General features: G+C 45.7%; 15 protein-coding genes and 1 pseudogene. 8 read left to right on the top strand and 8 right to left on the bottom strand.

Annotation, left to right across the window (positions count from 1 at the left end; all coding sequences use genetic code 11):
- Positions 1–235: 235 nt before the first annotated feature.
- On the bottom strand, positions 236–760 hold the full coding sequence (locus AC3D28_RS19860) for an RNA-binding S4 domain-containing protein (protein WP_488536453.1): 525 nt from the start codon (positions 758–760) through the stop codon (positions 236–238).
- Positions 761–885: 125 nt separating this feature from the next.
- Here AC3D28_RS19860 and AC3D28_RS19855 point away from each other — a divergent pair, with 125 nt between their 5' ends.
- Positions 886–1,839, top strand: coding sequence for an endonuclease/exonuclease/phosphatase family protein (locus tag AC3D28_RS19855; RefSeq protein WP_488536452.1), 954 nt, complete (start codon positions 886–888; stop codon positions 1,837–1,839).
- Between the two features lie 17 nt (positions 1,840–1,856).
- Here the strand turns inward: AC3D28_RS19855 and cra are convergent, their stop codons facing one another.
- Entirely contained in the window at positions 1,857–2,837 is a 981-nt protein-coding gene (cra, locus tag AC3D28_RS19850; RefSeq protein ID WP_488536451.1) for a catabolite repressor/activator, read from the bottom strand.
- A gap of 374 nt (positions 2,838–3,211) precedes the next feature.
- Between cra and fruB the strand changes: the two genes are divergently transcribed.
- Genes fruB through fruA form a run of 3 tightly spaced genes read left to right on the top strand, consistent with a single transcriptional unit; the run spans position 3,212 to position 7,085 of the window.
- Positions 3,212–4,345, top strand: a complete 1,134-nt coding sequence (gene fruB, locus AC3D28_RS19845; protein WP_488536450.1) for a fused PTS fructose transporter subunit IIA/HPr protein — start codon at positions 3,212–3,214, stop codon at positions 4,343–4,345.
- Between the two features lie 9 nt (positions 4,346–4,354).
- A complete protein-coding gene (gene pfkB, locus AC3D28_RS19840) occupies positions 4,355–5,326 on the top strand; it encodes a 1-phosphofructokinase (protein WP_488536449.1) in 972 nt (323 codons plus the stop codon).
- Positions 5,327–5,345: 19 nt separating this feature from the next.
- Positions 5,346–7,085: a PTS fructose transporter subunit IIBC gene (fruA, locus tag AC3D28_RS19835; protein ID WP_488536448.1), complete on the top strand. Its 1,740-nt coding sequence runs from the start codon at positions 5,346–5,348 to the stop codon at positions 7,083–7,085.
- An 82-nt stretch (positions 7,086–7,167) separates the two neighbouring features.
- Here fruA and AC3D28_RS19830 read toward each other — a convergent pair whose 3' ends face one another.
- The 4 genes and pseudogenes from AC3D28_RS19830 to AC3D28_RS19815 all read right to left on the bottom strand — a co-directional run bounded on the left by AC3D28_RS19830 (position 7,168) and on the right by AC3D28_RS19815 (position 13,250).
- Positions 7,168–7,881 carry a hypothetical protein gene (locus AC3D28_RS19830; RefSeq protein WP_488536814.1) on the bottom strand — a complete coding sequence of 238 codons (714 nt, stop codon included), beginning with the start codon at positions 7,879–7,881 and terminating at the stop codon, positions 7,168–7,170.
- A 175-nt stretch (positions 7,882–8,056) separates the two neighbouring features.
- Positions 8,057–11,116, bottom strand: a pseudogene (locus AC3D28_RS19825) (efflux RND transporter permease subunit).
- A complete protein-coding gene (locus AC3D28_RS19820) occupies positions 11,116–12,177 on the bottom strand; it encodes an efflux RND transporter periplasmic adaptor subunit (RefSeq protein WP_488536447.1) in 1,062 nt (353 codons plus the stop codon). Before AC3D28_RS19820 ends, AC3D28_RS19825 begins: the two are co-directional and overlap by 1 nt.
- The gene (locus AC3D28_RS19815; protein WP_488536446.1) at positions 12,177–13,250 is read right to left on the bottom strand and encodes an efflux RND transporter periplasmic adaptor subunit; all 1,074 of its coding nucleotides are present in this window, start codon (positions 13,248–13,250) and stop codon (positions 12,177–12,179) included. Before AC3D28_RS19815 ends, AC3D28_RS19820 begins: the two co-directional genes overlap by 1 nt.
- A 160-nt stretch (positions 13,251–13,410) precedes the next feature.
- On the opposite strand from AC3D28_RS19815, the gene vdeR reads away from it, so the two are divergent.
- Positions 13,411–14,139, top strand: a complete 729-nt coding sequence (gene vdeR, locus AC3D28_RS19810; protein WP_488536445.1) for an efflux transporter transcriptional repressor VdeR — start codon at positions 13,411–13,413, stop codon at positions 14,137–14,139.
- Positions 14,140–14,241: 102 nt separating this feature from the next.
- Here the strand turns inward: vdeR and gcvT are convergent, their stop codons facing one another.
- Together gcvT and AC3D28_RS19800 are read right to left on the bottom strand one after the other, a co-directional pair.
- Positions 14,242–15,360 carry a glycine cleavage system aminomethyltransferase GcvT gene (gcvT, locus tag AC3D28_RS19805; RefSeq protein ID WP_488536444.1) on the bottom strand — a complete coding sequence of 373 codons (1,119 nt, stop codon included), beginning with the start codon at positions 15,358–15,360 and terminating at the stop codon, positions 14,242–14,244.
- A 255-nt stretch (positions 15,361–15,615) separates the two neighbouring features.
- Positions 15,616–16,242: a helix-turn-helix domain-containing protein gene (locus tag AC3D28_RS19800; protein ID WP_488536443.1), complete on the bottom strand. Its 627-nt coding sequence runs from the start codon at positions 16,240–16,242 to the stop codon at positions 15,616–15,618.
- A 383-nt stretch (positions 16,243–16,625) separates the two neighbouring features.
- On the opposite strand from AC3D28_RS19800, the gene AC3D28_RS19795 reads away from it, so the two are divergent.
- From AC3D28_RS19795 to gcvP, 3 genes are all read left to right on the top strand, one after another.
- On the top strand, positions 16,626–17,921 hold the full coding sequence (locus AC3D28_RS19795; RefSeq protein WP_098413991.1) for a serine hydroxymethyltransferase: 1,296 nt from the start codon (positions 16,626–16,628) through the stop codon (positions 17,919–17,921).
- 52 nt (positions 17,922–17,973) lie between these two features.
- Positions 17,974–18,354 (top strand): glycine cleavage system protein GcvH, encoded by a 381-nt coding sequence (gcvH, locus tag AC3D28_RS19790; protein ID WP_488536442.1) that lies wholly within the window; start codon positions 17,974–17,976, stop codon positions 18,352–18,354.
- A 128-nt stretch (positions 18,355–18,482) separates the two neighbouring features.
- On the top strand, positions 18,483–21,347 hold the full coding sequence (gcvP, locus tag AC3D28_RS19785; RefSeq protein ID WP_488536441.1) for an aminomethyl-transferring glycine dehydrogenase: 2,865 nt from the start codon (positions 18,483–18,485) through the stop codon (positions 21,345–21,347).
- Positions 21,348–21,615: the final 268 nt, after the last annotated feature.

Genomic DNA, 21,615 nt, shown 5'->3' with positions numbered 1-21,615 from the left:
GTGTTATGTTAAATCTTGAATGAGTGGTTGGTATACGTTCTTTCTTTGCTACCCTAGTTTCAATAAATTAAAAATATGCTGGTGCAGACTCCTGCTATGTCAGGTACTTATTTTTTAGTTCATATTGAACATAAGCTATTTACCATAAACTAGATAATATTCCTATTTATTGAGACATTACATGTCTCAATAAATGAAAGATTATCAATAACCTGAGAAACATTTCACGATAAAGCTAGAAAAAGTCAATAGAGTTACGTCCGCTCTTCGGATCACGAGTCGCTTGCGGCTTTTCAGCTTTCTTACCTTTCTTCGCCGATTGCGACAGCGCGTTTTGTTGCGCTTTACGCTCTTTATGCGCTGCTTTACGACCCGTTGATTTAGGGCCAGAAGGTTTCGATTTAGATGATTTACTTTGTCGAGATGAGCTTGCTTCTTTCTTTGCTTTCTTCTCCGCTTTTTCTTCTGCGGTTTCGGGCTCAGTCGCTGGCGCATCACAAACAACTACGTAGTATTCTTGGTTGAATTCAAAGAAGTCACCATCGTACATTTTACGGCGTTTACGCGTTTCCAGCTCGCCATTAACCGCCACATAACCTTCATCTATGATATGTTTCGCTTCACCACCACCACTGACCAAGTTTGCGATTTTAAAAAGCTTGTACAGTTCGATCGGATGCGCATCAACGTCGATGCCAATCGCTTCGAGCTCAATCTCTTCGCCTTCTAAATACTCTTCGTGGTCGTAATCTTGGGTCATGTTATTTACTCATCTGATTTTCTGTTCGGGAGTTTAAACGGAATATGTAAAAATAGAAACCATAGACTGCTATTAGAACCAGCTGGGTATATACTCTCGAAACTATTGTGAAAGGAGCGATTGCTTTGTCTCAACCAAGCAGAATTACCTTTGTCACGGCAAACTTATTCAATTTTGTCGCACCGCCTGATGCTTACTACGATTTCGAAAACATTTACTCGTTAGATCAATGGCAAGACAAACTTGCCTGGACGCAACGCCAAATTGAAAAACTCGAAGCTGACGTGATTGGCTTACAAGAGGTGTTCAGTATTGAACACACTAAGTCTTTCTTTTCAACCATAGGTTATCCCTACTTTGCTACTGTCGACACACCGCATGTGGAAGGTGATTACATCTACTCTCGACCTGTTGTCGCGATCGCCTCTAGGTTCCCCATAGAAAAAATACAGCCAGTCGAGTTTGACACCGCATCACTCGAACCATTTGGTGTGAACGCAGCGCCAGAGTTCAGCCGAAAGCCCGTTTATGGACAAGTTGTTCACCCTGTTCTTGGCCATATCGCCGTTTACGTGACGCACTTGAAATCTCAACGCCCTGCCGATTCTGAAACGCCAGATGTCTCTAGCTCTGTCATTGCTCGTTGGTTATCTACTCAACAAAGAGGTTGGGAAGCAGCGATGTTAAGAGACGCGATGCAAAAAAGGTATCGAAAGGAGCCAATGCCAACGGTGTTAATGGGCGATATGAATCAACCTATCACTCCAACCAGTGTTAATAGCGCATTGGTATTGAACTCGGGTGACAGTGTCACCGAGTTGCAACTCAAAGATGGATGGTCATTACAAAATGACGCTCTAAAGGATGAACGCCCCGCTACGCATTATCATTTTTCCACTGGGAATGTACTCGACTATATCTTGCTCTCACAAGAGTTTGACACCTTATCAGATATATCGGTTGCCGAGGTTGTTGATTATCAGGTGTCTAACCAACATCTTATCAACCCGATTTATGACAGAGATAAAAACGCCAGCGACCACGCATTTGTGGCGCTGACGGCTGAAGTAAAGCTTTGAGCAACCTATTTAGTTACTTAGTGACGTTTAATAATTTTACGTGGAATCAACTCAACACCCGGTTTATAACGTTTGGCGGAAGCGTTGAGTGCTAACTCCATTGCACTGTCCGCGATCAACTCAAATTGTTGAGGTAAAGAGTTAATTTTCACTGGCAAGAAGTCCAGCAGTCGATTATCACCAAACGTCGCTAGGCGAACTTTGCTCATGAGTTCTGGCTTTTCGAGCATCACGTCCAGTACACCTTCTAACAGTGTGTATGACGTTGTGACAATGGCATCTGGCAGCTCGTTCTCTGCTAGCCATCTTCCTAAGATTTTCTTGCCTTCTTCTCGGGAGAAGTGTTGCCCATAACCCACTGTTGCCGTTTTGCCACCCTGTTGAGACGCGGATCGAAAACCGAGCTCACGCTCTTTTGAAACTTGAAGGTCTTGTAACGCTCCAATCAAGCCTATGGATTTTATATCATCAGAGAGCACTGACTGGGTGAGCTCGAATGCGGCGTCAAAATCTTCGCTGATGACACAACAAAAGTGCTCATCGTCCATTGGACGGTCCAGTGCAATAACTGGCGTACCAGAATTTTGCAACTTAAGATAATACTCGTTTGCAGTGGGCATACCACTTGCCACAAATAACGCATCAATGCGACGACTGACTAACGCTTCCGCCACCTTTTGCTCTGTATCAGGATCATCATCAGAGCAGCCAATTAAAATTTGGTACCCCGCTTTACGCGAGTTTTGTTCAATCAGTTTTGCTAGACGCGCATAACTGGTGTTTTCTAAGTCTGGGATGATAAGCCCAAATGAGCGAGAATTACCGGCTCGCAAAGAAGACGCCGCATGATCTGGCTTATAATTGTATTCTTCTACAACGGCCATCACTTTCTTCTGAGTCTTCTCGCTGATGCGGTATTTCTGCGCTTTTCCGTTAATCACATAGCTTGCAGTTGTCTTAGAAACGCCTGCTAATTTGGCTATTTCATCCAGTGTCATATTCTCAACCCTATTCTGTGCGCGCGATCATATTAATACATCAACGATCTTTCGATAAGTTGAATTATAAGCTGAACCGATTCAGTATAAAAGCTGGAAGGATTCAGCAAAACTTAAAAATTGACGTAAATCACCTGAATACACAACAAACCAATTTGTAGGCTAGGCTATAGGACAGCGGCAAAGACTCATTGGTTAACGTCAGTTTTTAAAATAGTTTTTCTGAGTCTTTTAAAAAATTTACTAATAAGCTGAATCGATTTAGCTTGAAAGATAGAAAGGTTTGAGGAGTGATAAGCGCTCAGCAGAAGCAGCGTTCAACTTCTCACACAGAATACATTTTTAAATTGATACCTTAAGGCTGGAGAAGCACCATGCTTAAGCTAAATAAGAACGACATTACCCTCTCGCAATCAGCGACAGATAAGTTTGAAGCAATAAAAAGTATTGCACAGAGTCTGACTGATAAAGGTCTGGTTGATCAGGGTTACGTGGAAGGCATGCTAAACCGTGAAAACCAAAACTCTACGTTTTTGGGGAACGGTATTGCTATCCCACATGGCACGACTGACACTCGCGCAATGGTAAAAACAACGGGCGTTGCTGTCCATCACTTTCCACAAGGTGTCGACTGGGGTGATGGTAACACGGTATTCGTCGCTATCGGCATTGCAGCTAAATCTGATGAGCACCTTGGCATTCTTAAACAGCTCACCAAAGTGCTAGGCGCTGACGGCGTAGAAGAACGCCTGCGTAATGCAAAAAATGAAGACGAGATTATTGCCCTACTCCACGGTGATGTTCAGCTTGAAGCAGACTTTGACGCCTCTTTAATTCAACTTATGTTCCCTGCGAGCGACATGCTACAAATGAGCGCTGTTGCTGGCGGTCTGTTGAAAAATACAGGCTGTGCCGATAACGAATTCGTTGCAGACCTCGTTACCAAAACACCAACTCACTTAGGTAATGGCCTTTGGTTAATTGGCAGTGACAAACATGTCACTCGCACAGGCGTGTCATTTGTCTCGATGGCAAACGACTGCGAATATGAAGGTCAAAAAGTGCATGCACTTGTCGCGTTTGCGGCATGTAACAATGCTCACCTGCCTATCCTAAAAACGCTTTCTAATATTGTGTTTAACAATGAGCACGGCAAGCTTTTAGATGCATCAGTAGAACAGATTCTTGCTTTGCTTAAAGGTGAAGAGGTCACAGCCGCATCTTCAGAAGAAGGCAATACCGCGGTATTTAAAATCAAAAACGCTCATGGTTTACACGCTCGTCCGGGTGCAATGTTAGTGGCGGAAGCGAAAAAATTTGAATCCACCATTCGCGTTGCCAACCTAGACGGTGATGGCAAAGCAGTTAACGCAAAGAGTTTAATGAAAGTCATCGCGCTTGGCGTTAAGCACGGTCATCAACTTCAATTTACTGCGGAAGGCCCTGATGCACCGCAAGCCTTGGAATCTATCGGGAATGCTATCGCTTCTGGCCTTGGTGAAGGTTAAGGAACCGATATGACGAACAAAACAAGTAAAGTTGTCACTATTACGCTCAACCCGGCGTTGGATTTAACAGGCTCAGTAAATGAGCTAAACGTTGGTTCCGTGAGCCTAGTACAGCAAAGCAATCTCCACGCTGCTGGTAAAGGTGTCAACGTAGCAAAAGTATTGAGCGATTTAGGCGCAGAGGTCACGGTTACCGGCTTTCTCGGTAAAGATAACCCAGAGCTATTCCATCAGCTTTTCAATGACATCGGCGTTAAGAATGAGTTTGTAGAAGTACAAGGTGCCACTCGTATCAACGTCAAGCTCGTTGAGGCTAATGGCAACGTTAGCGACATCAACTTCCCTGGTGTTCAAGTCACGGCTGACGAAATTGCTCGCTTTGAGGAGACGCTATTTCGTCTCGCAGAGACTCACGATTACTTTGTGCTTGCAGGTAGCTTACCGGGAGGCGTAACGGCAGAACAATGTGCTGCGTGGATAGAAACACTGCATCAGCAGGGCAAAAAGGTGTTGTTCGATAGCAGCAAAGCCGCGTTGAAATCAGGTATTGAGGCTCACCCATGGTTGATTAAGCCTAACGATGAAGAACTTGGTGATTTTGTTGGCAAACACCTAGAAACACCAGAACAATGCCAAGCCGCCGCGCAAACACTGAGTGACAAAGGCATCGAGAACATTGTTGTGTCGATGGGCGCTGACGGTGTGATGTGGCTAAACCAAGGCGAATGGCTTCGTGCACAACCACCTCGAATGAATGTGGTGAGCACCGTTGGCGCAGGCGATACGCTAGTTGCTGGCTTGTGTTGGGGCCACATGCAACTGATGCCGAAAAACGATTTATTGCGCTTCGCTACTGCACTTTCTGCTTTGGCAGTCAGTCAAGTCGGCGTAGGGCTAACCAGTCAGGAAGAACTGGAAAACATCAAGCTGCAAACTGAAGTTAGCGAGCTTTACCCTATTACAAACTTAGAACAAAACTAAGGAACAGAAGGTTATCCGTATGAATATTGCCATTATTACTGCCTGTCCGAGCGGTGTTGCAAATAGCATCCTTGCGGCAGGGCTACTAGAACAAGCAGCCGCAAAGTTAAGCTGGAATGCAAAAATCGAATGTCAATCGAGTGTGGTTGAACCCACACTGCTGACGGAAGGTGATATTGAACAAGCAGAAGTCATTATCATTGCGGCAAATACCAGCGTGGATACTTCTCGTTTCGTAGGGAAAAAAGTTTACCAAGCGGAAATCAGCGAAGTAGCAAAAGACGCAACTGCGTTTCTCCAACAAGCGGTTGAAAACGCCACGTTACTTGAAAAAGCTACCACACTTTCGGCCCCTATCGCTCCTGAAACAACATCAGCAGCGAAGAAAATTGTCGCAATCACCGCTTGCCCTACTGGTGTTGCGCATACCTTCATGGCAGCAGAAGCGCTAGAAGAAGAAGGCAAACGCCGCGGCTATCAAATCAAGGTGGAAACTCGTGGTTCAGTTGGTGCGAAAAACCAACTGACTGACCAAGACATCGCAGACGCTGATCTAGTGATCATTGCTGCAGATATCGAAGTGCCACTTGATCGCTTCAACGGCAAAAAGATGTACCGCACGAAAACAGGCCCAGCTCTGAAGAAAACAGCCGAAGAGATGGACAAAGCATTCGAGCAAGCCACGATTTACCAACATTCAGGTTCTGCAAATTCTGCTTCGGAAGCAGACGAGAAGAAAGGCGCTTACAAACACTTGATGACAGGGGTATCGCACATGCTGCCTGTGGTTGTCGCGGGTGGTTTGATCATCGCCCTATCGTTCGTGTTTGGTATTGAAGCATTTAAAGAAGAAGGCACGCTAGCAGCAGCATTGATGAACATTGGTGGTGGCTCTGCATTCGCATTGATGATTCCTGTACTTGCTGGTTACATCGCGTTCTCAATTGCTGACCGTCCGGGTCTGGCTCCTGGTCTTGTTGGCGGTATGCTGGCAAGCTCAACGGGTGCTGGTTTCCTAGGTGGTATCGCAGCTGGCTTCATTGCCGGTTATGCAGCGAAGCTCCTTGCGGACAAAGTAAAACTCCCACAATCGATGGAAGCGCTTAAACCAATTCTGATCATTCCATTTGTGGCAACACTGTTCACTGGCCTTGTGATGATCTACATCGTAGGTGGCCCAGTTTCAGGCATCATGAACGGCCTGACTGACTTCCTAAACAACATGGGATCTGACAGTGCAGTTCTGCTAGGTATTATCCTTGGTGCGATGATGTGTTTCGACCTAGGTGGCCCAGTAAACAAAGCCGCTTACGCATTTGGCGTCGGTCTATTGGCTTCGCAAACTTACGCGCCAATGGCAGCAATCATGGCAGCAGGTATGGTTCCTGCGCTAGGTATGGGTTTAGCGACCTTCATTGCGAAGAACAAATTTGAACAAAATGAACGTGAGGCAGGTAAAGCATCTTTTGTATTGGGCCTGTGTTTCATCTCTGAAGGCGCAATTCCATTTGCAGCCAAAGATCCAATGCGTGTGATTCCATCTTGTATGGCAGGTGGCGCGCTTACTGGTGCCCTATCTATGCTGTTCGGTGCAAAATTAATGGCACCACACGGCGGCCTGTTCGTACTGTTAATCCCTAACGCCATTTCACCAGTGTTAATGTACTTAGTGGCTATCGCAGCTGGTACAGCAGTAACTGGCTTTACTTACGCTTTCTTAAAAAGCAAAGCAGAAGCCAAACAAGAAGTCGCGGCATAAACAGAATTACTCCGCTTAACAATGCCACCCTCGAATTTGGCATTCAGCACCTCCCTTTAATTCCGGTTAAGGGAGGTGTTTTTTATTCCGCAGCCGGAACGGCAACAATGTCTACTTCCCCACTGTTCATATCCACCGTCGCTTTATAAGTACTATGCGGATCACCGTAATGTTTAAAGGTGAAGTGGTATACATTGGCCGGCGTCCACAAAGTTTTCGAATCAGCGGGCATAATGTCATAGCCATCTTGCTGATAAAGCTCTGTCGCCATTACATTCGCAATTGCCGCCTGCTGGTTTGAGTCACGATCCACCTTTGGCTCCAAAGAAGGGTTACTCGGGTAAGATTCACCGTTGTAACTCATGAGTCGATATGAGCCATTACTCCAAACGATGAAATCTTGCCAGCCATTGCTGTAACTATCTGCAAGTACAATAGGCGTGCGAGTGACAGACATTCGATTGATAACTTTCCCCTCATTATCAAACATATAAGCTGCACAACCACCGCTGCCACAGAAATAACGGTCTTGTAGTAATACAATGTATTCTGCATTGCCATCGCTGTTTAAGTCGGCGCTACCCGATATATAACGTAGATTGTCTTGTTCGAGTGAAAGCCCTTCAGGCGCTAAAACCTTGCTATCAATCCAGTTGGAGATGACTTCAGTGCTAACGCTGTTGATTTTAGGAACGGCTTGCTTAGCCTCTTCTGTAGTCATACTGTCTGTCGTAGTACAGCCGACCAAGGTGAAAGAACCGACGAAGAAGAGTCCGTGTAATACGCGCTTGTTCATGTTATCTCGCTCTTTGATGTGTCGTTCCATCAGTATACGCATGATTTACATTGCATTCGTAAGAAAATTATTAGAATCAAGTAAGTGAATGGGTTGCTGTACATTGGTAAGATCAAAAAAGCCCTGAAGAAAACCTTCAGGGCTAGGCAGGAAGCTGGCAAATAGCCAGGAGTCCTTATGCAGTGGTCGGTTTTACCCTAAACAGAATCGCAAACATTACTGGCACTACAATCAGTGTCAGTACTGTAGCAAAACCAAGACCTGCCATAATCGTTATTGCCATCGATCCAAAGAAGGCATCGAAGACGAGAGGAATCATCCCCAAGATGGTCGTCAGAGCAGCCATACTTACCGGACGAACACGACTGATCGCACTATCGACAATCGCGAGGTAAGGTTCTTTCCCTAACTCCAACTCAAGGTTAATTTGATCAAGCAACACAATACCGTTTTTCAAAATCATCCCACTTAGGCTCAGCAAACCAAGGAATGCTGTAAAGCTGAACGGCATATTCGTGGTGAGCAAACCAAAGGCAACACCAATGATCGCCAACGGCACGGTGAACCAAATGACCAACGGCTTTTTAATTGAGTTAAACAGCAAAATAGTAATGATGAACATCAACAAGTAACCCATCGGCAACGAACCAAACAGGCCTTCTTGCGCATCTTTCGATGATTCATACTCACCACCCCATGTGATTTCGTAACCTTCTGGAATATGCAGTGCCATCACTTTAGGCTGCACACGCGCAAACAAGCTTGCCGCCGTGTCGTCGCTCAACACATCGTGGTCAGCGAGCACAGTTAACGTGCGCTTGCGATCACGACGCTGAATTAGCGGCTCGCTCCAATCCAATTTGACGCCATCAATCACTTGGTCGACCGGAATATACGTTTGCAGTGATGGGCTCCAAATGGTCACGTTTTGTAGTGACTCAAAGTCCACGCGTTCTTCTTCAGGAAGGCGCATCATAATTGGCAAAGTGTGTGTACCATCACGTAAGTAACCCAACGTGCTACCACCAAACGCCATTTGTAGTGTGCTTGAAAGATCTTCTTTCGAAATGCCCAAGCGACGAGCTTTAGACTCATTGAAAACAGGCACAAGCTCCTTAGTACGCTCTCGCCAATCGTGACGAATGTTTCGAGCGCCAGGGTCGGTATGAAGGATATCTTCCACTTGCACCGCCAAGTCACGTAAAACTTGCGGGTCGGGACCAGTAATACGAGCTTCGATCTTAGACGCTGGCGAAGGGCCAAATTCCATCAATTTAAATTGGAATGTCGGTGCATCAAACGTCTTCGCAAGATTGGCGTCTAACTTGTGCAGCAAACCGAACATGTTCTCACGATCAGTCGCGCGAACTTGGAACTGGGTGTACGCTTCGTAACTTTTCTCTGGCTGATACGTAAGAGCAAAACGCTGCAAACCCTGCCCAATTGAAGCAGAAACAAAGTCAATATCGTCTTGCTGGCGAATGTAGCTTTCCACTTCTTCGGCTTTTTTGATCGTTTCACGGATGTCCGTACCTTCTGGCATCCACATATCAACGTAAAACATTGGTGTATTCGATGGTGGGAAGAACTGCTGTTTTACATTACCGAATGCCACGACAGCACCCACTAATAGTGCGACCATGCCAACAACCGTGAGCCAACGGAATCGCAGTGCGAATTTCAGCGATGCGCCAAATACAACAAACAGCCAACCTTTGTAGGGATCTTCTTCGTTAGTATCTTGGCCTTTGTCCTCTTCTTTCAGCAATAGATCGGCAAGGAATGGCGTCAGCGTAATCGCGGTAATCCAGCTCAAAAATAGTGAGAAACACAGCACCCAAAATAGAGAACCCATGAACTCACCCGTTGCATCTTGCGACAAACCGATAGGTGCAAAAGCCGTAATCGCTATGATGGTTGCGCCAAGCAAAGGCCATTGTGTTTGCTTTACAATATCGACGGCCGCTTGAACTTTAGTGCGCCCTTTATTTAGGCCAACCAAGATGCCTTCCACGACCACAATCGCATTATCAACCAGCATACCCAGAGCAATAATTAACGCGCCAAGAGAAATACGGTGCAGCTCGATATTGTTGTAATTCATCAAGATGAAGGTACCGAATACCGTTAATAACAGCACGACGCCGATGATAACACCACTGCGTAATCCCATCGTAAACAGCAGAACGATGATAACGATCGCCACAGCCTCTGCTAGGCTAATCACAAACGCTTTAACGGACTCATCCACTTCATTGGCTTAGTTGTAAAAGTAGTTCATATTGATGCCAGCAGGCTTGATGGACTCAAGGCTCGCAAGCTCCGCATCCAAACGTTCGCCAACCTCAACCACGTTCACACCTGACGCAAACGAGATACCGATATTAATCGCTTTTTGACCGTTAAACAGAACGACGTTGCTTGGCTTCTCTTGGATACCACGAGAAATCGTTGCTACGTCTTTTAGACGAATTAGATTCCCTGTGTCACGACCATGAATGATCAAGTTTTCTAGCGCTTCTACGGTGTTTAAGGTGCCACTTGGACGAATGACAAGGCTTTCACCATTGACCATCACTTCTCCAGCTGAAACCACATTATTTTGTTGGTTCAACAAGTTCGCAACCACATTCATGTCTAAGTTCAGCGCCGCAAGGCGATCAAGCGAGATCTCAACGAACAGCATTTCTTGCTGATCGCCAGTGATGTCCACCTTTCCTACGCCATCAACCAGTTCGATTTCACGAGTCAGGTAATCAGCGTAGCGTTTTAGCTCGACATAATCGTAGTCATCGCCAGTGAGCATCAGCATTACGCCATACACGTCACCGAAATCATCAATGATCTGCAAAGATTGTACGCCCTGAGGCAAAGTTGGTCGCAAGTCATTAATTTTACGGCGCATTTCATCCCAAATTTGCGGCAGTTCATCAGGACCATAGTCCATTTCCATACTGACCGTGATTTGAGACATACCATCAGAAGACGTAGAGGTAATTTTGTCTATATAAGGGAGTTTTCGAATCTCTTTTTCTAAAGGGTACGTCAGCTCTTCTTCAACCTCTTTCGACGTCGCGCCAGGGTATGTTGAAATGATCATGGCATCTTTAATCGTAAATGCCGGGTCTTCTAGTCGCCCAAGCTCCAAAAACGACGTTAAACCACCAACAGCAAGGATAATGATGAATAACCAGCTGATGACTTTATTTTTTATTGAATACTCAGCAATGTTCATTATTGGTTATTCTCCACAGCATCCACATGTTTCCCTTCGCGTAATTTACGCAGGTTTGAATTAATCAGAACGTCGCCTTGGCTAACACCTGACGACACAATGACTCCATTGCCATTCACTTGGGAAATCAACACAGGCACCTGAGTGACAACGTCACCCTCTTTTTTCCACACAAAGAACTCATTTTTTTCTCTGCCCGCTTGAAGCGCCGTTACTGGAATACTGTAACCATCGATGGAGGTAATCCCCGCCTTCACCATATCGACCAGAACGCTGACGCTGGTTCCCGGTAAAATCTCTACTTTTGGTTGTGGCATCATCAAATACATTTCGTAAGTTTGAGTTTCGGAGTTAGGCTCACTTGTGTGCTCTAAATAATCCAAAGCAAATGTGCCATCAATACCAGAGAAGGTCGCTCTAGGCTTGTAACTCATGTTGTCTGAATTTGGATCTACCATAGCGAGAACATTGTCGGAAAGCTCAATACGCACGTACACCAAATCGTTTTGGTATAGGTTCAAGACAGGTTCACCAATTGCTACACGTTCAAAGCGCTCTTTAAAAACGTCAGACACTTTACCGGCGAACGGCGCAAATAAACGGGTGTAGTTCAATTGATTGGTGGCGTTATAGAAATTAGCCTCTGCCAATTCTTTATTAGCCGTTAGCTCATCAAACTCTGCTTTTGAGATCATTTGACGTGCGTGTAAGTCTTCGCCGCGTTTAAGCTGACGAATAGCCAGTGTGTATTGCGCTTCTGCGTCCTTCACGACTTGCTTTTCTTTGCTGTCATCCAGCTTTGCGATCATTTGACCTTGCTTAACAACGTCGCCCGCTTTCACCAATACGTGTTGAACTTCTCCAGCGAGGCGAAATGCCATTGGCGTTTGCTCTGCAGGCACAACTATCCCTTTAAAAGCTCGATATTGGCTTTGTACCGGCGCATCCACAGAGATAGTCGACACAAAAAGCGGCTGCTCGACGACAGCTTGGTTTTCATTTTTGCAACCCGTTAAAACGGCAAGCGCAATTGCAGAGATCGTAAATAGAGAGCGTTTCATTAAATGCCTCCCTCACGAATCCAAGCTTTCACTACTTGCCCTTCGACCAATCGCTCAACGCCAGCAACAACTACATACTCATTGTTATCAAGCCCTGCTTTCACACCGCCTGATGCATCGAGTGACACAGTGACTTTGTTAACTTGTTGCGTGTTTCTGTCCATCACCCACACTTCGCCTTGTGTCTCTTTTTTGTTTACCCACGCGGATTGAGGTAACGTCATCGCGTCCGATACATGATGTTTAGCAATGTGTACCTGCCCTGTCATACCTGTCAGCAAATTGCGATCTTCTGGTCGAGTGATGGTTACGATCGCCTCATAACTGTTGGTATCGACATTTGGCTGAGTCGAAATTTCTTTAAATTTTCCAGGGATACGTTTTCCTGGCTCGCTAGCCATCGTCACCCACATATCGGAATTTTGCAGTGACTCAAGTGATACGGTTTCCACATAACTGACAGGCAGTGTGAACGATACATCTAAGGTCGTATTATCGATGAGATTCAGGATCGCCTGCTTCTCTGCGACCACTTGAAACGGATTGACATAGGTGTACGACACGATGCCATCAAAAGGCGCGTGAATTTTGGTATAGCTCAAATCTGTTTTGGCTTGTTCATAGTTTGCCAGTACCGCTTTATATTGAGTTTCTTTCTGGTCGTATTCATCAGTACTAATGAGTTTTTTTCCATAAAGATTTTTCGCGCGCTCCCATTGCGTTTTTGCTAACGCGTACTGCGCTTGAGAGGCGTCTAACGCAAGCTGCAGATCTTTAGGGTCTAATGTTGCAAGCACTTCACCTTTTTTTACCTCTTGGCCCATGCGTACAAGTAATTCATCGACCTCACCACCAACCTGAAAAGAAAGCTGTGCGCGATGTGTCGCATCAATACGCGCTAAAAAGGCGTGCGAGTCTTCAACTTCTAAGTTTTTCACCGCCAGTAATTTTACAGGTTTAATTAAAGGCTCAGACGGCTCGGAAATGGCTTTGTTACACCCAGTTAGCATGCCAGAAAGACTTAATGTCACCACTGCACCAACTAAAGTGCGCTTTAAATATGGTTTTCGCACCCGCTTTCTCCGTAAGTTTATATATTACACAGTCGTGCAGTATATGAAGAATTTGAAATTGATCAACATATTTTCCAAGTGGATAGCATATTAATTAGTCAAAGCGTTCGGTTTCTGGTAAAAGTAAGCGCGTTGATTAATATTCGGGAAAGTTCGAACTATGAATGAGAGAAAGCAGGGGCGCAGAAGTGCCGAGGCCGCAGAACACACCAAATGTCTGATCCTTAAAGTGGCAGCAGATATGTTTTGTGAACTTGGTTACGAGCGTGTCTCACTGCGCAATATCAGTGAAAAGGCTGGTGTTTCACATAGTTTGATCCGTCACCACTTCGGCAGCAAAGAGAAGATTTGGCAAGCGGTTAGCGACGCGATGGATGAATTCATGCAGTGCTATATGGCTGAATTAATCAATGAGATGCCTGAGAACACACCTTCGAATAGAAAAATTTATCTGTTCATGGTTCGTATGCTGGCATTTGCGCTCGTTAATCCGCATCCGATACAGATGATCGCCGATGCCATTCGTCAAGGTGATGATGGTGCCCTACTGCAATACTTCTTAAAGTCAAAAGATGAATTCGCCGCGATATTTACCGGAATTTTCGAGCAATATAATAGTGAGAACCCTGACGCGCAATTTGATCAATGGGAATCAAAGTGGCAGATGCTGATTTTCGCTCATGGTGCAATCAGTCTCACTCCGATGATGCAAGAAACATGGCCTGACATTGCAGATAAGCGCGAAAAAATGCTGATTAAACACTGGGAGCTGTTCAATACGATCATGGGGTCTCAGTTTGGGATAGCCAAAGAAGACATGATTCATCCGGAAAAACTTGAAGATATCGTTATCGACATGTGCTGCACGATTGATAACGCGATCAGGTAAGCGGTGGAAAAGAGAATGCTCGCCCAGCTAGTCAAATAGAGTGACATAAAAAATGCCGAGCTAAAAACTCGGCATTTTTTATGTCATTTTTAGTTTGGCTTATTAACCTCGGTGGTAACGCTGTGGCACAAATGGCATTTTCTCAACCGTCATTGGCAACATTTTACCGCGCACTTCAGCATATAACTCGGTACCAATCGCGGCTAAGTCAGCACGAACATAACCCATTGAGACGGGCTTTCCTGCATTAGGACCGGCAGTACCGCTGGTTACAACGCCAATTTTGATACCATCAGCATCAAACAGTTCTGCACCTTCACGCACTGGTGCTTTAGTTTGGCCAACTAACCCTACACGCTTACGCGCCACATCTTTTGTCTCGATCTGCTTAAGAATAATATCAGCACCCGGGAAACCACCTTCACGTTCACCGCCGATACGACGAACCTTTTGTATGCCCCATAACAAGCTCGCTTCTACAGGCGTTGTTGTTGTGTCTAGGTCATGACCGTATAGGCAAAGACCACACTCAAGACGAAGTGAATCACGAGCACCAAGGCCAATCCATTCGACTTCTTCTTCCGCGGTCAATTTACGTGCTAGCTTTTCTGCTTTATCTGCAGGAACAGAAACCTCGTAACCATCTTCGCCAGTGTAACCACTGCGAGAAACGATGCATTCAGCACCTAAGATCTCTACTTGACGTATATCCATGAATACCATGTCAGAAACTTCCGGCGAAAAACGCGCCAATACAGCCGCCGCTTTAGGGCCTTGGATTGCAAGCAAAGCGCGATCTTCGATAATTTCTAGCTCAACACCAGATGGCAAATGCGCTTGTAGGTGTGCAATGTCTTGCTCTTTGCATGCCGCGTTCACAACCACAAAAAGATGATCGCCTAGATTAGCAACCATCAAGTCGTCCATAATGCCACCCTCTTCATTAGTGAAGAAGGCATAACGCTGCTTGCCTGACTCAAGATCCACGATGTCTACAGGTACTAATGTCTCTAAGAATGCAGCAGCACCGTCACCAACTAAGCGAACTTGGCCCATATGAGAAACATCAAACAGACCTGCCGCATCACGAGTGTGTAAGTGTTCCTTCTTTACGCCCAAAGGATACTGAACAGGCATATCGTAACCCGCGAACGGGACCATTTTGGCACCAACTTCAGCATGAAGTGCGTGTAGTGGTGTTTTCAGTAGTTCTTGAGTCATTTTCGTCTCCATTTAGATAGACCCGAGAATGCTATGGCATTCGATGTGTTTCCAATAATAAACATGGCTCATTCTATTTTGCACGAACAAGACACCGTTCGGCTTGCAAAAGTGTGACTCTTAACATTTTAATCACAACAAAGCTCACCCTAAAAGCGTCTTAGTGAGCAAAGTATTACCGTTATAACGCCCTTTTATTATAACTCCCGCCAAAAGCAATCGATTGCTTCCACTATAAGAAAGTTGTAACTTTTATCACTGCTTAGCCGTCACCCATAAAATGTGCGCATCTTCTTCGCTGACACTGGTCAACATATGTCCCATATTGGCATCGTAATAAACACTGTCGCCCTCACTTAAAATAACGGGTTCATAGAATTCCGAATAGAACATCACCTCGCCAGATAAGATAAGCAGAAACTCTTCGCCATCGTGGCGAACCCAGTCTTTGTATTCGTCAAAACTACGAGCGCGAATTTGGCTCTTAAACGGCATCATTTTCTTATTGGAAAGTTGAGTCGCCAGCAGCTCATGTTCGTAGGTTTGGGTCGGGTGCGGTTTACCTTGGTATTTTTTGGTAATGTCTCTACGTCCAGTTGCCACTTTTTTTCTTGGTGGTTCAAAGAGTTGTGGCATGTCAATTTGCAGTCCAAGTGCTAATTTCTGCATAGCTTGGAACGTAGGGGAGATCTGCTCATTCTCTATTTTGCTTAGGGTAGAACGAGCAAGGCCAGTTCGCTGACTGGCTTCTTCTAGTGTGATCCCAAGTTTCGAACGAATATCTTTAATACGCTGGCCTAATTTGAGTGGCTCAATATTTTGGTCTTGCTGCTCTTTTGCTAGCGTCATCGATGGGTATTCATCGTAAATACTTTCTGCCATAAATCCCTCTACAGATATCCTTAACTTCTTCCTATCTGCATTGTGCATGAAGCCTATAGTGGATAAAAGTCCACCAATGAATTAAAGCGTGCTCTTGTTAACAAATTTTGAAATCTAGTTTCCTATAGGAAATTTTTGGTTGATTGTTCCTGTCACAGCCGCTATGTTACCAACTTGTTAGATGTAGAGATGCCTATTTCCGTAAGTGATTGGTAAAGGAAACACGCAATCCGACGGAGTTTTTTGCCCACCTTTTAGGGCTGGATGTTCACTCTGTTCTGCTATGCAGTTCAGCTGTTTTGAGGACAAATGAACCACCACTGCAAATCAATCATTTATTTTATTGCGGCGGGTTCATTTTCAGATTTGGAAGGTCAACTACCATGAATAAGAGTTACCCTAACCACAGCTTGGAAAACTTTTTCTCTACCAACCTCTCTGCGACAGATGATGCTGTCTTTGCTGGAATTCAGGCAGAATCCGCTCGCCAAAACGAACAAATCGAACTTATCGCTTCTGAGAACATTGTTTCTAAAGCGGTCATGCAAGCTCAAGGCACATGCCTAACAAACAAATACGCTGAAGGTTACCCGGGTCGCCGTTATTATGGTGGTTGTGAACATGTTGATACTGTAGAAGCCATTGCAATCGAACGTGCAAAAAAACTTTTTAATTGCGAATACGCAAACGTTCAACCTCACTCAGGTGCGCAAGCTAACGGCGCAGTAAAACTGGCGCTTCTTCAGCCTGGTGATACCATTCTTGGTATGTCTTTAGACGCTGGTGGTCACCTAACACACGGAGCACGCCCTGCTCTTTCTGGTAAATGGTTTAATGCGGTCCAATACGGCGTAGATCGTGCCACACTAGAAATCAACTACGACGACGTTCGTGCACTGGCCTTACAACACAAACCAAAGATGATCATCGCAGGCGGTAGCGCAATACCACGGACTATCGATTTTGCAAAATTTCGTGAAATCGCAGACGACGTTGGCGCCATCTTAATGGTTGATATGGCGCACATCGCCGGGCTTATCGCAACGGGTGCACACCCTAGCCCACTTCCGCACGCACACGTTGTGACTACAACCACGCACAAAACATTGCGTGGCCCACGTGGTGGTATGATTCTGACGAACCACGAAGACATCATTAAAAAAATCAACTCAGCCGTATTCCCTGGCTTACAAGGCGGCCCACTGATGCACGTTATCGCATCTAAAGCTGTCGCGTTTGGCGAGGCGCTTGGCCCTGAATTTAAGACTTATATTAGTTCGGTGATCAATAACGCAAAAGTCCTAGCGGAAGTATTGCAAACTCGCGGTTGCGATATCGTAACGGGTGGCACAGACACGCATCTGATGCTGGTTGATCTTCGCCCTAAAGGGCTGAAAGGCAACAAAGCAGAAGAAGCATTAGAGCGTGCTGGGATCACATGCAATAAAAATGGCATTCCATTCGATACAGAGAAGCCTATGATTACATCAGGCATCCGTTTAGGAACGCCTGCGGGTACAAGCCGCGGCTTTGGCGCTGAAGAATTCAAACTCATCGGTAATTGGATTGGTGACGTACTGGATGGTTTGGTGAACAACCCAGAAGGTGACGCTGACGTTGAAAAACGCGTTCGCAAAGAAGTTAAAGAACTTTGCAGTCGCTTCCCTCTTTACCAGTAAACGATTTTTTAAAATCACAATAATTCCTGACAAGTTATTTGGAGATTAAGCAATGGACAAAACACTGAAGTTTACAGATAGCCACGAGTGGGTACGTAACAACGGTGACGGCACAGTAACACTTGGTATTTCTGAGCATGCGCAAGAAATGTTGGGTGACGTAGTATTCGTAGACCTACCAGACGTAGAAGACGAAGTAGAAGCAGGTGAAAGCTTCTCTTTGGTTGAGTCTGTAAAAGCAGCGTCAGATATCTACTCTCCGGTTACTGGTGAAATAGTAGAAATCAACGAAGAACTAGAAGACAGCCCAGAGCTAATCAATGAAGAACCGTACGAAGGTGGTTGGATTGTGAAAGTGAAGCTTTCAAACCCATCTGAGTTGGATGACTTAAAAGACGCGGAAGAATACCTAAACTCTATCGAAGAAGAGTAATTAGGATGTGACGAAAGCTGTTCCCTAGCCTGTTTAGAGAGCAGCTTTTTTTCTAGGTTCGGACGTATAATTAAATGTGTCACTAACGACCATTCCCGTTACCCGAGCCAAGGAATAGGTAAAGGACAATGACTGAATTACTTCAAAGCCTCAGCACACAAAATGAGTTCGTTGGACGCCACAACGGACCAAGCAAATCAGACCAACAAAAAATGTTGGATGCCATCAACGCGGTAAGCCTTGACGCCCTCATCGAAGAAACCGTGCCTGCACAAATTCGCCTAGAGCAACCAATGACGTTGGCAGAAGCGAAAAGCGAAGCAGACATGCTAGTGACGATGAAGCAGTTTGCTAAACAAAACCAAATTAAACGTACATTCATTGGCCAAGGCTACTACAACACGTTTACTCCAAACGTCATTCTACGTAACGTGCTAGAAAACCCTGGCTGGTACACAGCTTACACACCTTACCAACCTGAAATCTCTCAAGGTCGCTTGGAAGCACTCTTAAACTTCCAACAAATGATCATCGACCTAACTGGTATGGAAATCGCGAACGCCTCATTGTTAGACGAAGCAACAGCGGCAGCAGAAGCAATGACTCTGTGTAAGCGTGCAGGTAAGAGTAAAAGCAACGTATTCTTTGTGGCGGATGATGTTCACCCACAAACGCTAGAAGTCGTCAAAACTCGTGCAAAATTCATCGGCTTTGAAGTTCTGGTTGGTTCGCTAGAATCCCTACCAGAACAAGACGTGTTCGGCGCATTAGTTCAATACCCAAGCACAACAGGTGAAGTTCGTGACCTAACGGACATCATCGCAAAAGCGCAAGCAAACAAAACGCTTGTCACTGTTGCCACTGATCTGCTTGCTTCTACCCTACTTAAACCAGCAGGTGAAATGGGCGCAGACGTAGCAATCGGTTCTGCTCAACGTTTCGGCGTGCCTATGGGTTACGGCGGCCCACACGCGGCATTCATGGCAACGCGTGACAAACACAAGCGTACCATGCCAGGTCGTGTGATCGGTGTTTCTATCGATACTAACGGCAACCAAGCACTGCGTATGGCAATGCAAACCCGTGAGCAGCATATCCGCCGCGAAAAAGCGACATCGAACATCTGTACCGCGCAAGCATTGCTAGCAAACATGGCATCTTTCTACGCGGTTTATCACGGCGCAGAAGGTCTACGCACGATTGCTCGTCGTACACACCATATGACTGCAATTATCGCTGCTGGCCTAACCAAAGGCGGCTTTGAACTCGCTCATAACAGCTTCTTCGATACCATCACCATCAACACGGGTGCAAAAACGGAAGAGCTATACGCAAAAGCACTCGCAGCGGATATTAACCTGCGCTTACTTCAAGGCAAGCTCGGTATCAGCTGTGACGAAACTACTACCGTTGCAGACGTAGAAGCCCTATTCACAGTCTTTGGCGTGAAAGAAAAAGCGGCAGCATTATCAACAGAAATCGCTGGCAATGAGTTTGCCGCGATTCCAGAAGCGCTACGCCGCACAACAGAATACCTAACTCACCCTGTATTCAACACGCACCACAGCGAAACGCAAATGATGCGTTACCTGAAACAGCTAGAGAACAAAGACTTCTCGCTAACGCACGGCATGATCCCACTAGGCAGCTGTACGATGAAGTTGAACGCGGCGGCAGAGATGATCCCAATCACTTGGCCTGAGTTTGGTTCCATTCACCCGTTTGCACCAGCAGAGCAAGCAGCCGGTTACGCCGCATTAGCAAAAGATCTAAAAGAGAAGCTTTGTGAAATCACAGGCTACGACGCATTTTCACTACAACCAAACTCTGGTGCATCGGGTGAGTACGCTGGTCTTATTGCGATTCAACGTTACCACGAGAGCCGTGGCGAAGGTCACCGCAACGTTTGTTTGATCCCAAGCTCTGCGCACGGTACTAACCCTGCAACAGCCTCTATGGTGTCAATGAAAGTGGTGGTGGTTAAGTGTGATGAAGAAGGCAACATCGACATCGATGACCTAGCAGCGAAAATCGAGAAACATAAAGACAACCTATCAAGCATCATGATCACTTACCCTTCTACGCACGGCGTGTATGAAGAGCAAGTAAAAGAAGTATGTGAAATGGTTCATGCGGCAGGCGGTCAGGTTTATCTCGACGGCGCGAACATGAACGCGCAGGTTGGTTTAACATCACCGGGCTTCATTGGCTCAGACGTTTCTCACCTAAACCTACACAAAACCTTCTGTATTCCTCACGGTGGCGGCGGTCCTGGCATGGGACCTATCGGTGTCAAATCTCACCTAGCCCCTTTCCTACCAGGCCATGTTGAAGACGGCGTGGAAGGTGAAGACTTCGCAGTATCTGCAGCCGACATGGGTAGTGCTTCTATCCTACCTATCTCTTGGGCTTACATCGCCATGATGGGCGAAGCGGGTCTGACAGATGCAACGAAAGTGGCAATCCTGAACGCGAACTACGTGATGGAGACACTTCGTCAACACTACCCTATTCTTTACCGTGGTAAAACCGGCCGAGTAGCGCACGAATGTATTATCGACATTCGTCCACTGAAAGAAGAAACAGGCATCAGCGAAGAAGACATTGCCAAACGTCTAATGGACTACGGTTTCCACGCACCAACGATGTCGTTCCCTGTTGCGGGCACGCTGATGGTTGAGCCAACAGAATCGGAAGACCTAGCAGAGCTGGATCGTTTCTGTGATGCAATGATTGCTATCCGAGAAGAAATGGAAAAAGTGAAGAATGGCGAGTGGCCATTAGAGAACAACCCGCTTGTTAATGCGCCTCACACTCAAGTTGATCTTTCAGCAGAACAGTGGGATCGCCCATACTCTCGCGAACTTGGCAGCTTCCCGTCGAAAGCAACCAAATCTTGGAAATACTGGCCAACAGTAAACCGCGTAGATAATGTTTATGGCGACCGTAACCTAATCTGTTCGTGCCCAAGCATCGACAACTACGAAGATTAATTTCGTAGTTGTGCCCAAGCATTTAAAATTTGGATGATAAAGTAATAAAAAATAGACAAACTTCGGTTTGTCTATTTTTTGTTGCAAGTAATCGTCGCTCTATACACGTTTGTTATTTATTAGGAAATAGGTGTCGCGGCTCTATTCCAATTCTGTCTACTTTACTATCTCTTAAACTTTTCCATCGTTGATGATTAGAGCAGTTCAACCGACTGTTGAGCAATTACGAATTCTTCGTTGGTTGTATATCTATTAACATCGCACCGAC

It is taken from the genome of Vibrio sp. TAP-3B, assembly GCF_057784735.1.
The sequence above is the reverse complement of the archived record's forward strand: the minus strand, read 5'-3'. Positions and strand labels throughout refer to the sequence as shown.

What these genes read in the sequence shown, in the direction of transcription:
- AC3D28_RS19860 (WP_488536453.1), bottom strand. Translation starts at nt 760, where the DNA reads ATGACCCAAGATTACGACCACGAAGAGTATTTAGAAGGCGAAGAGATT.
- cra (WP_488536451.1), bottom strand. Translation starts at nt 2,837, where the DNA reads ATGACACTGGATGAAATAGCCAAATTAGCAGGCGTTTCTAAGACAACT.
- fruB (WP_488536450.1), top strand. Translation starts at nt 3,212, where the DNA reads ATGCTTAAGCTAAATAAGAACGACATTACCCTCTCGCAATCAGCGACA.
- pfkB (WP_488536449.1), top strand. Translation starts at nt 4,355, where the DNA reads ATGACGAACAAAACAAGTAAAGTTGTCACTATTACGCTCAACCCGGCG.
- fruA (WP_488536448.1), top strand. Translation starts at nt 5,346, where the DNA reads ATGAATATTGCCATTATTACTGCCTGTCCGAGCGGTGTTGCAAATAGC.
- AC3D28_RS19830 (WP_488536814.1), bottom strand. Translation starts at nt 7,881, where the DNA reads ATGAACAAGCGCGTATTACACGGACTCTTCTTCGTCGGTTCTTTCACC.
- AC3D28_RS19820 (WP_488536447.1), bottom strand. Translation starts at nt 12,177, where the DNA reads ATGAAACGCTCTCTATTTACGATCTCTGCAATTGCGCTTGCCGTTTTA.
- vdeR (WP_488536445.1), top strand. Translation starts at nt 13,411, where the DNA reads ATGAATGAGAGAAAGCAGGGGCGCAGAAGTGCCGAGGCCGCAGAACAC.
- gcvT (WP_488536444.1), bottom strand. Translation starts at nt 15,360, where the DNA reads ATGACTCAAGAACTACTGAAAACACCACTACACGCACTTCATGCTGAA.
- AC3D28_RS19800 (WP_488536443.1), bottom strand. Translation starts at nt 16,242, where the DNA reads ATGGCAGAAAGTATTTACGATGAATACCCATCGATGACGCTAGCAAAA.
- AC3D28_RS19795 (WP_098413991.1), top strand. Translation starts at nt 16,626, where the DNA reads ATGAATAAGAGTTACCCTAACCACAGCTTGGAAAACTTTTTCTCTACC.
- gcvH (WP_488536442.1), top strand. Translation starts at nt 17,974, where the DNA reads ATGGACAAAACACTGAAGTTTACAGATAGCCACGAGTGGGTACGTAAC.
- gcvP (WP_488536441.1), top strand. Translation starts at nt 18,483, where the DNA reads ATGACTGAATTACTTCAAAGCCTCAGCACACAAAATGAGTTCGTTGGA.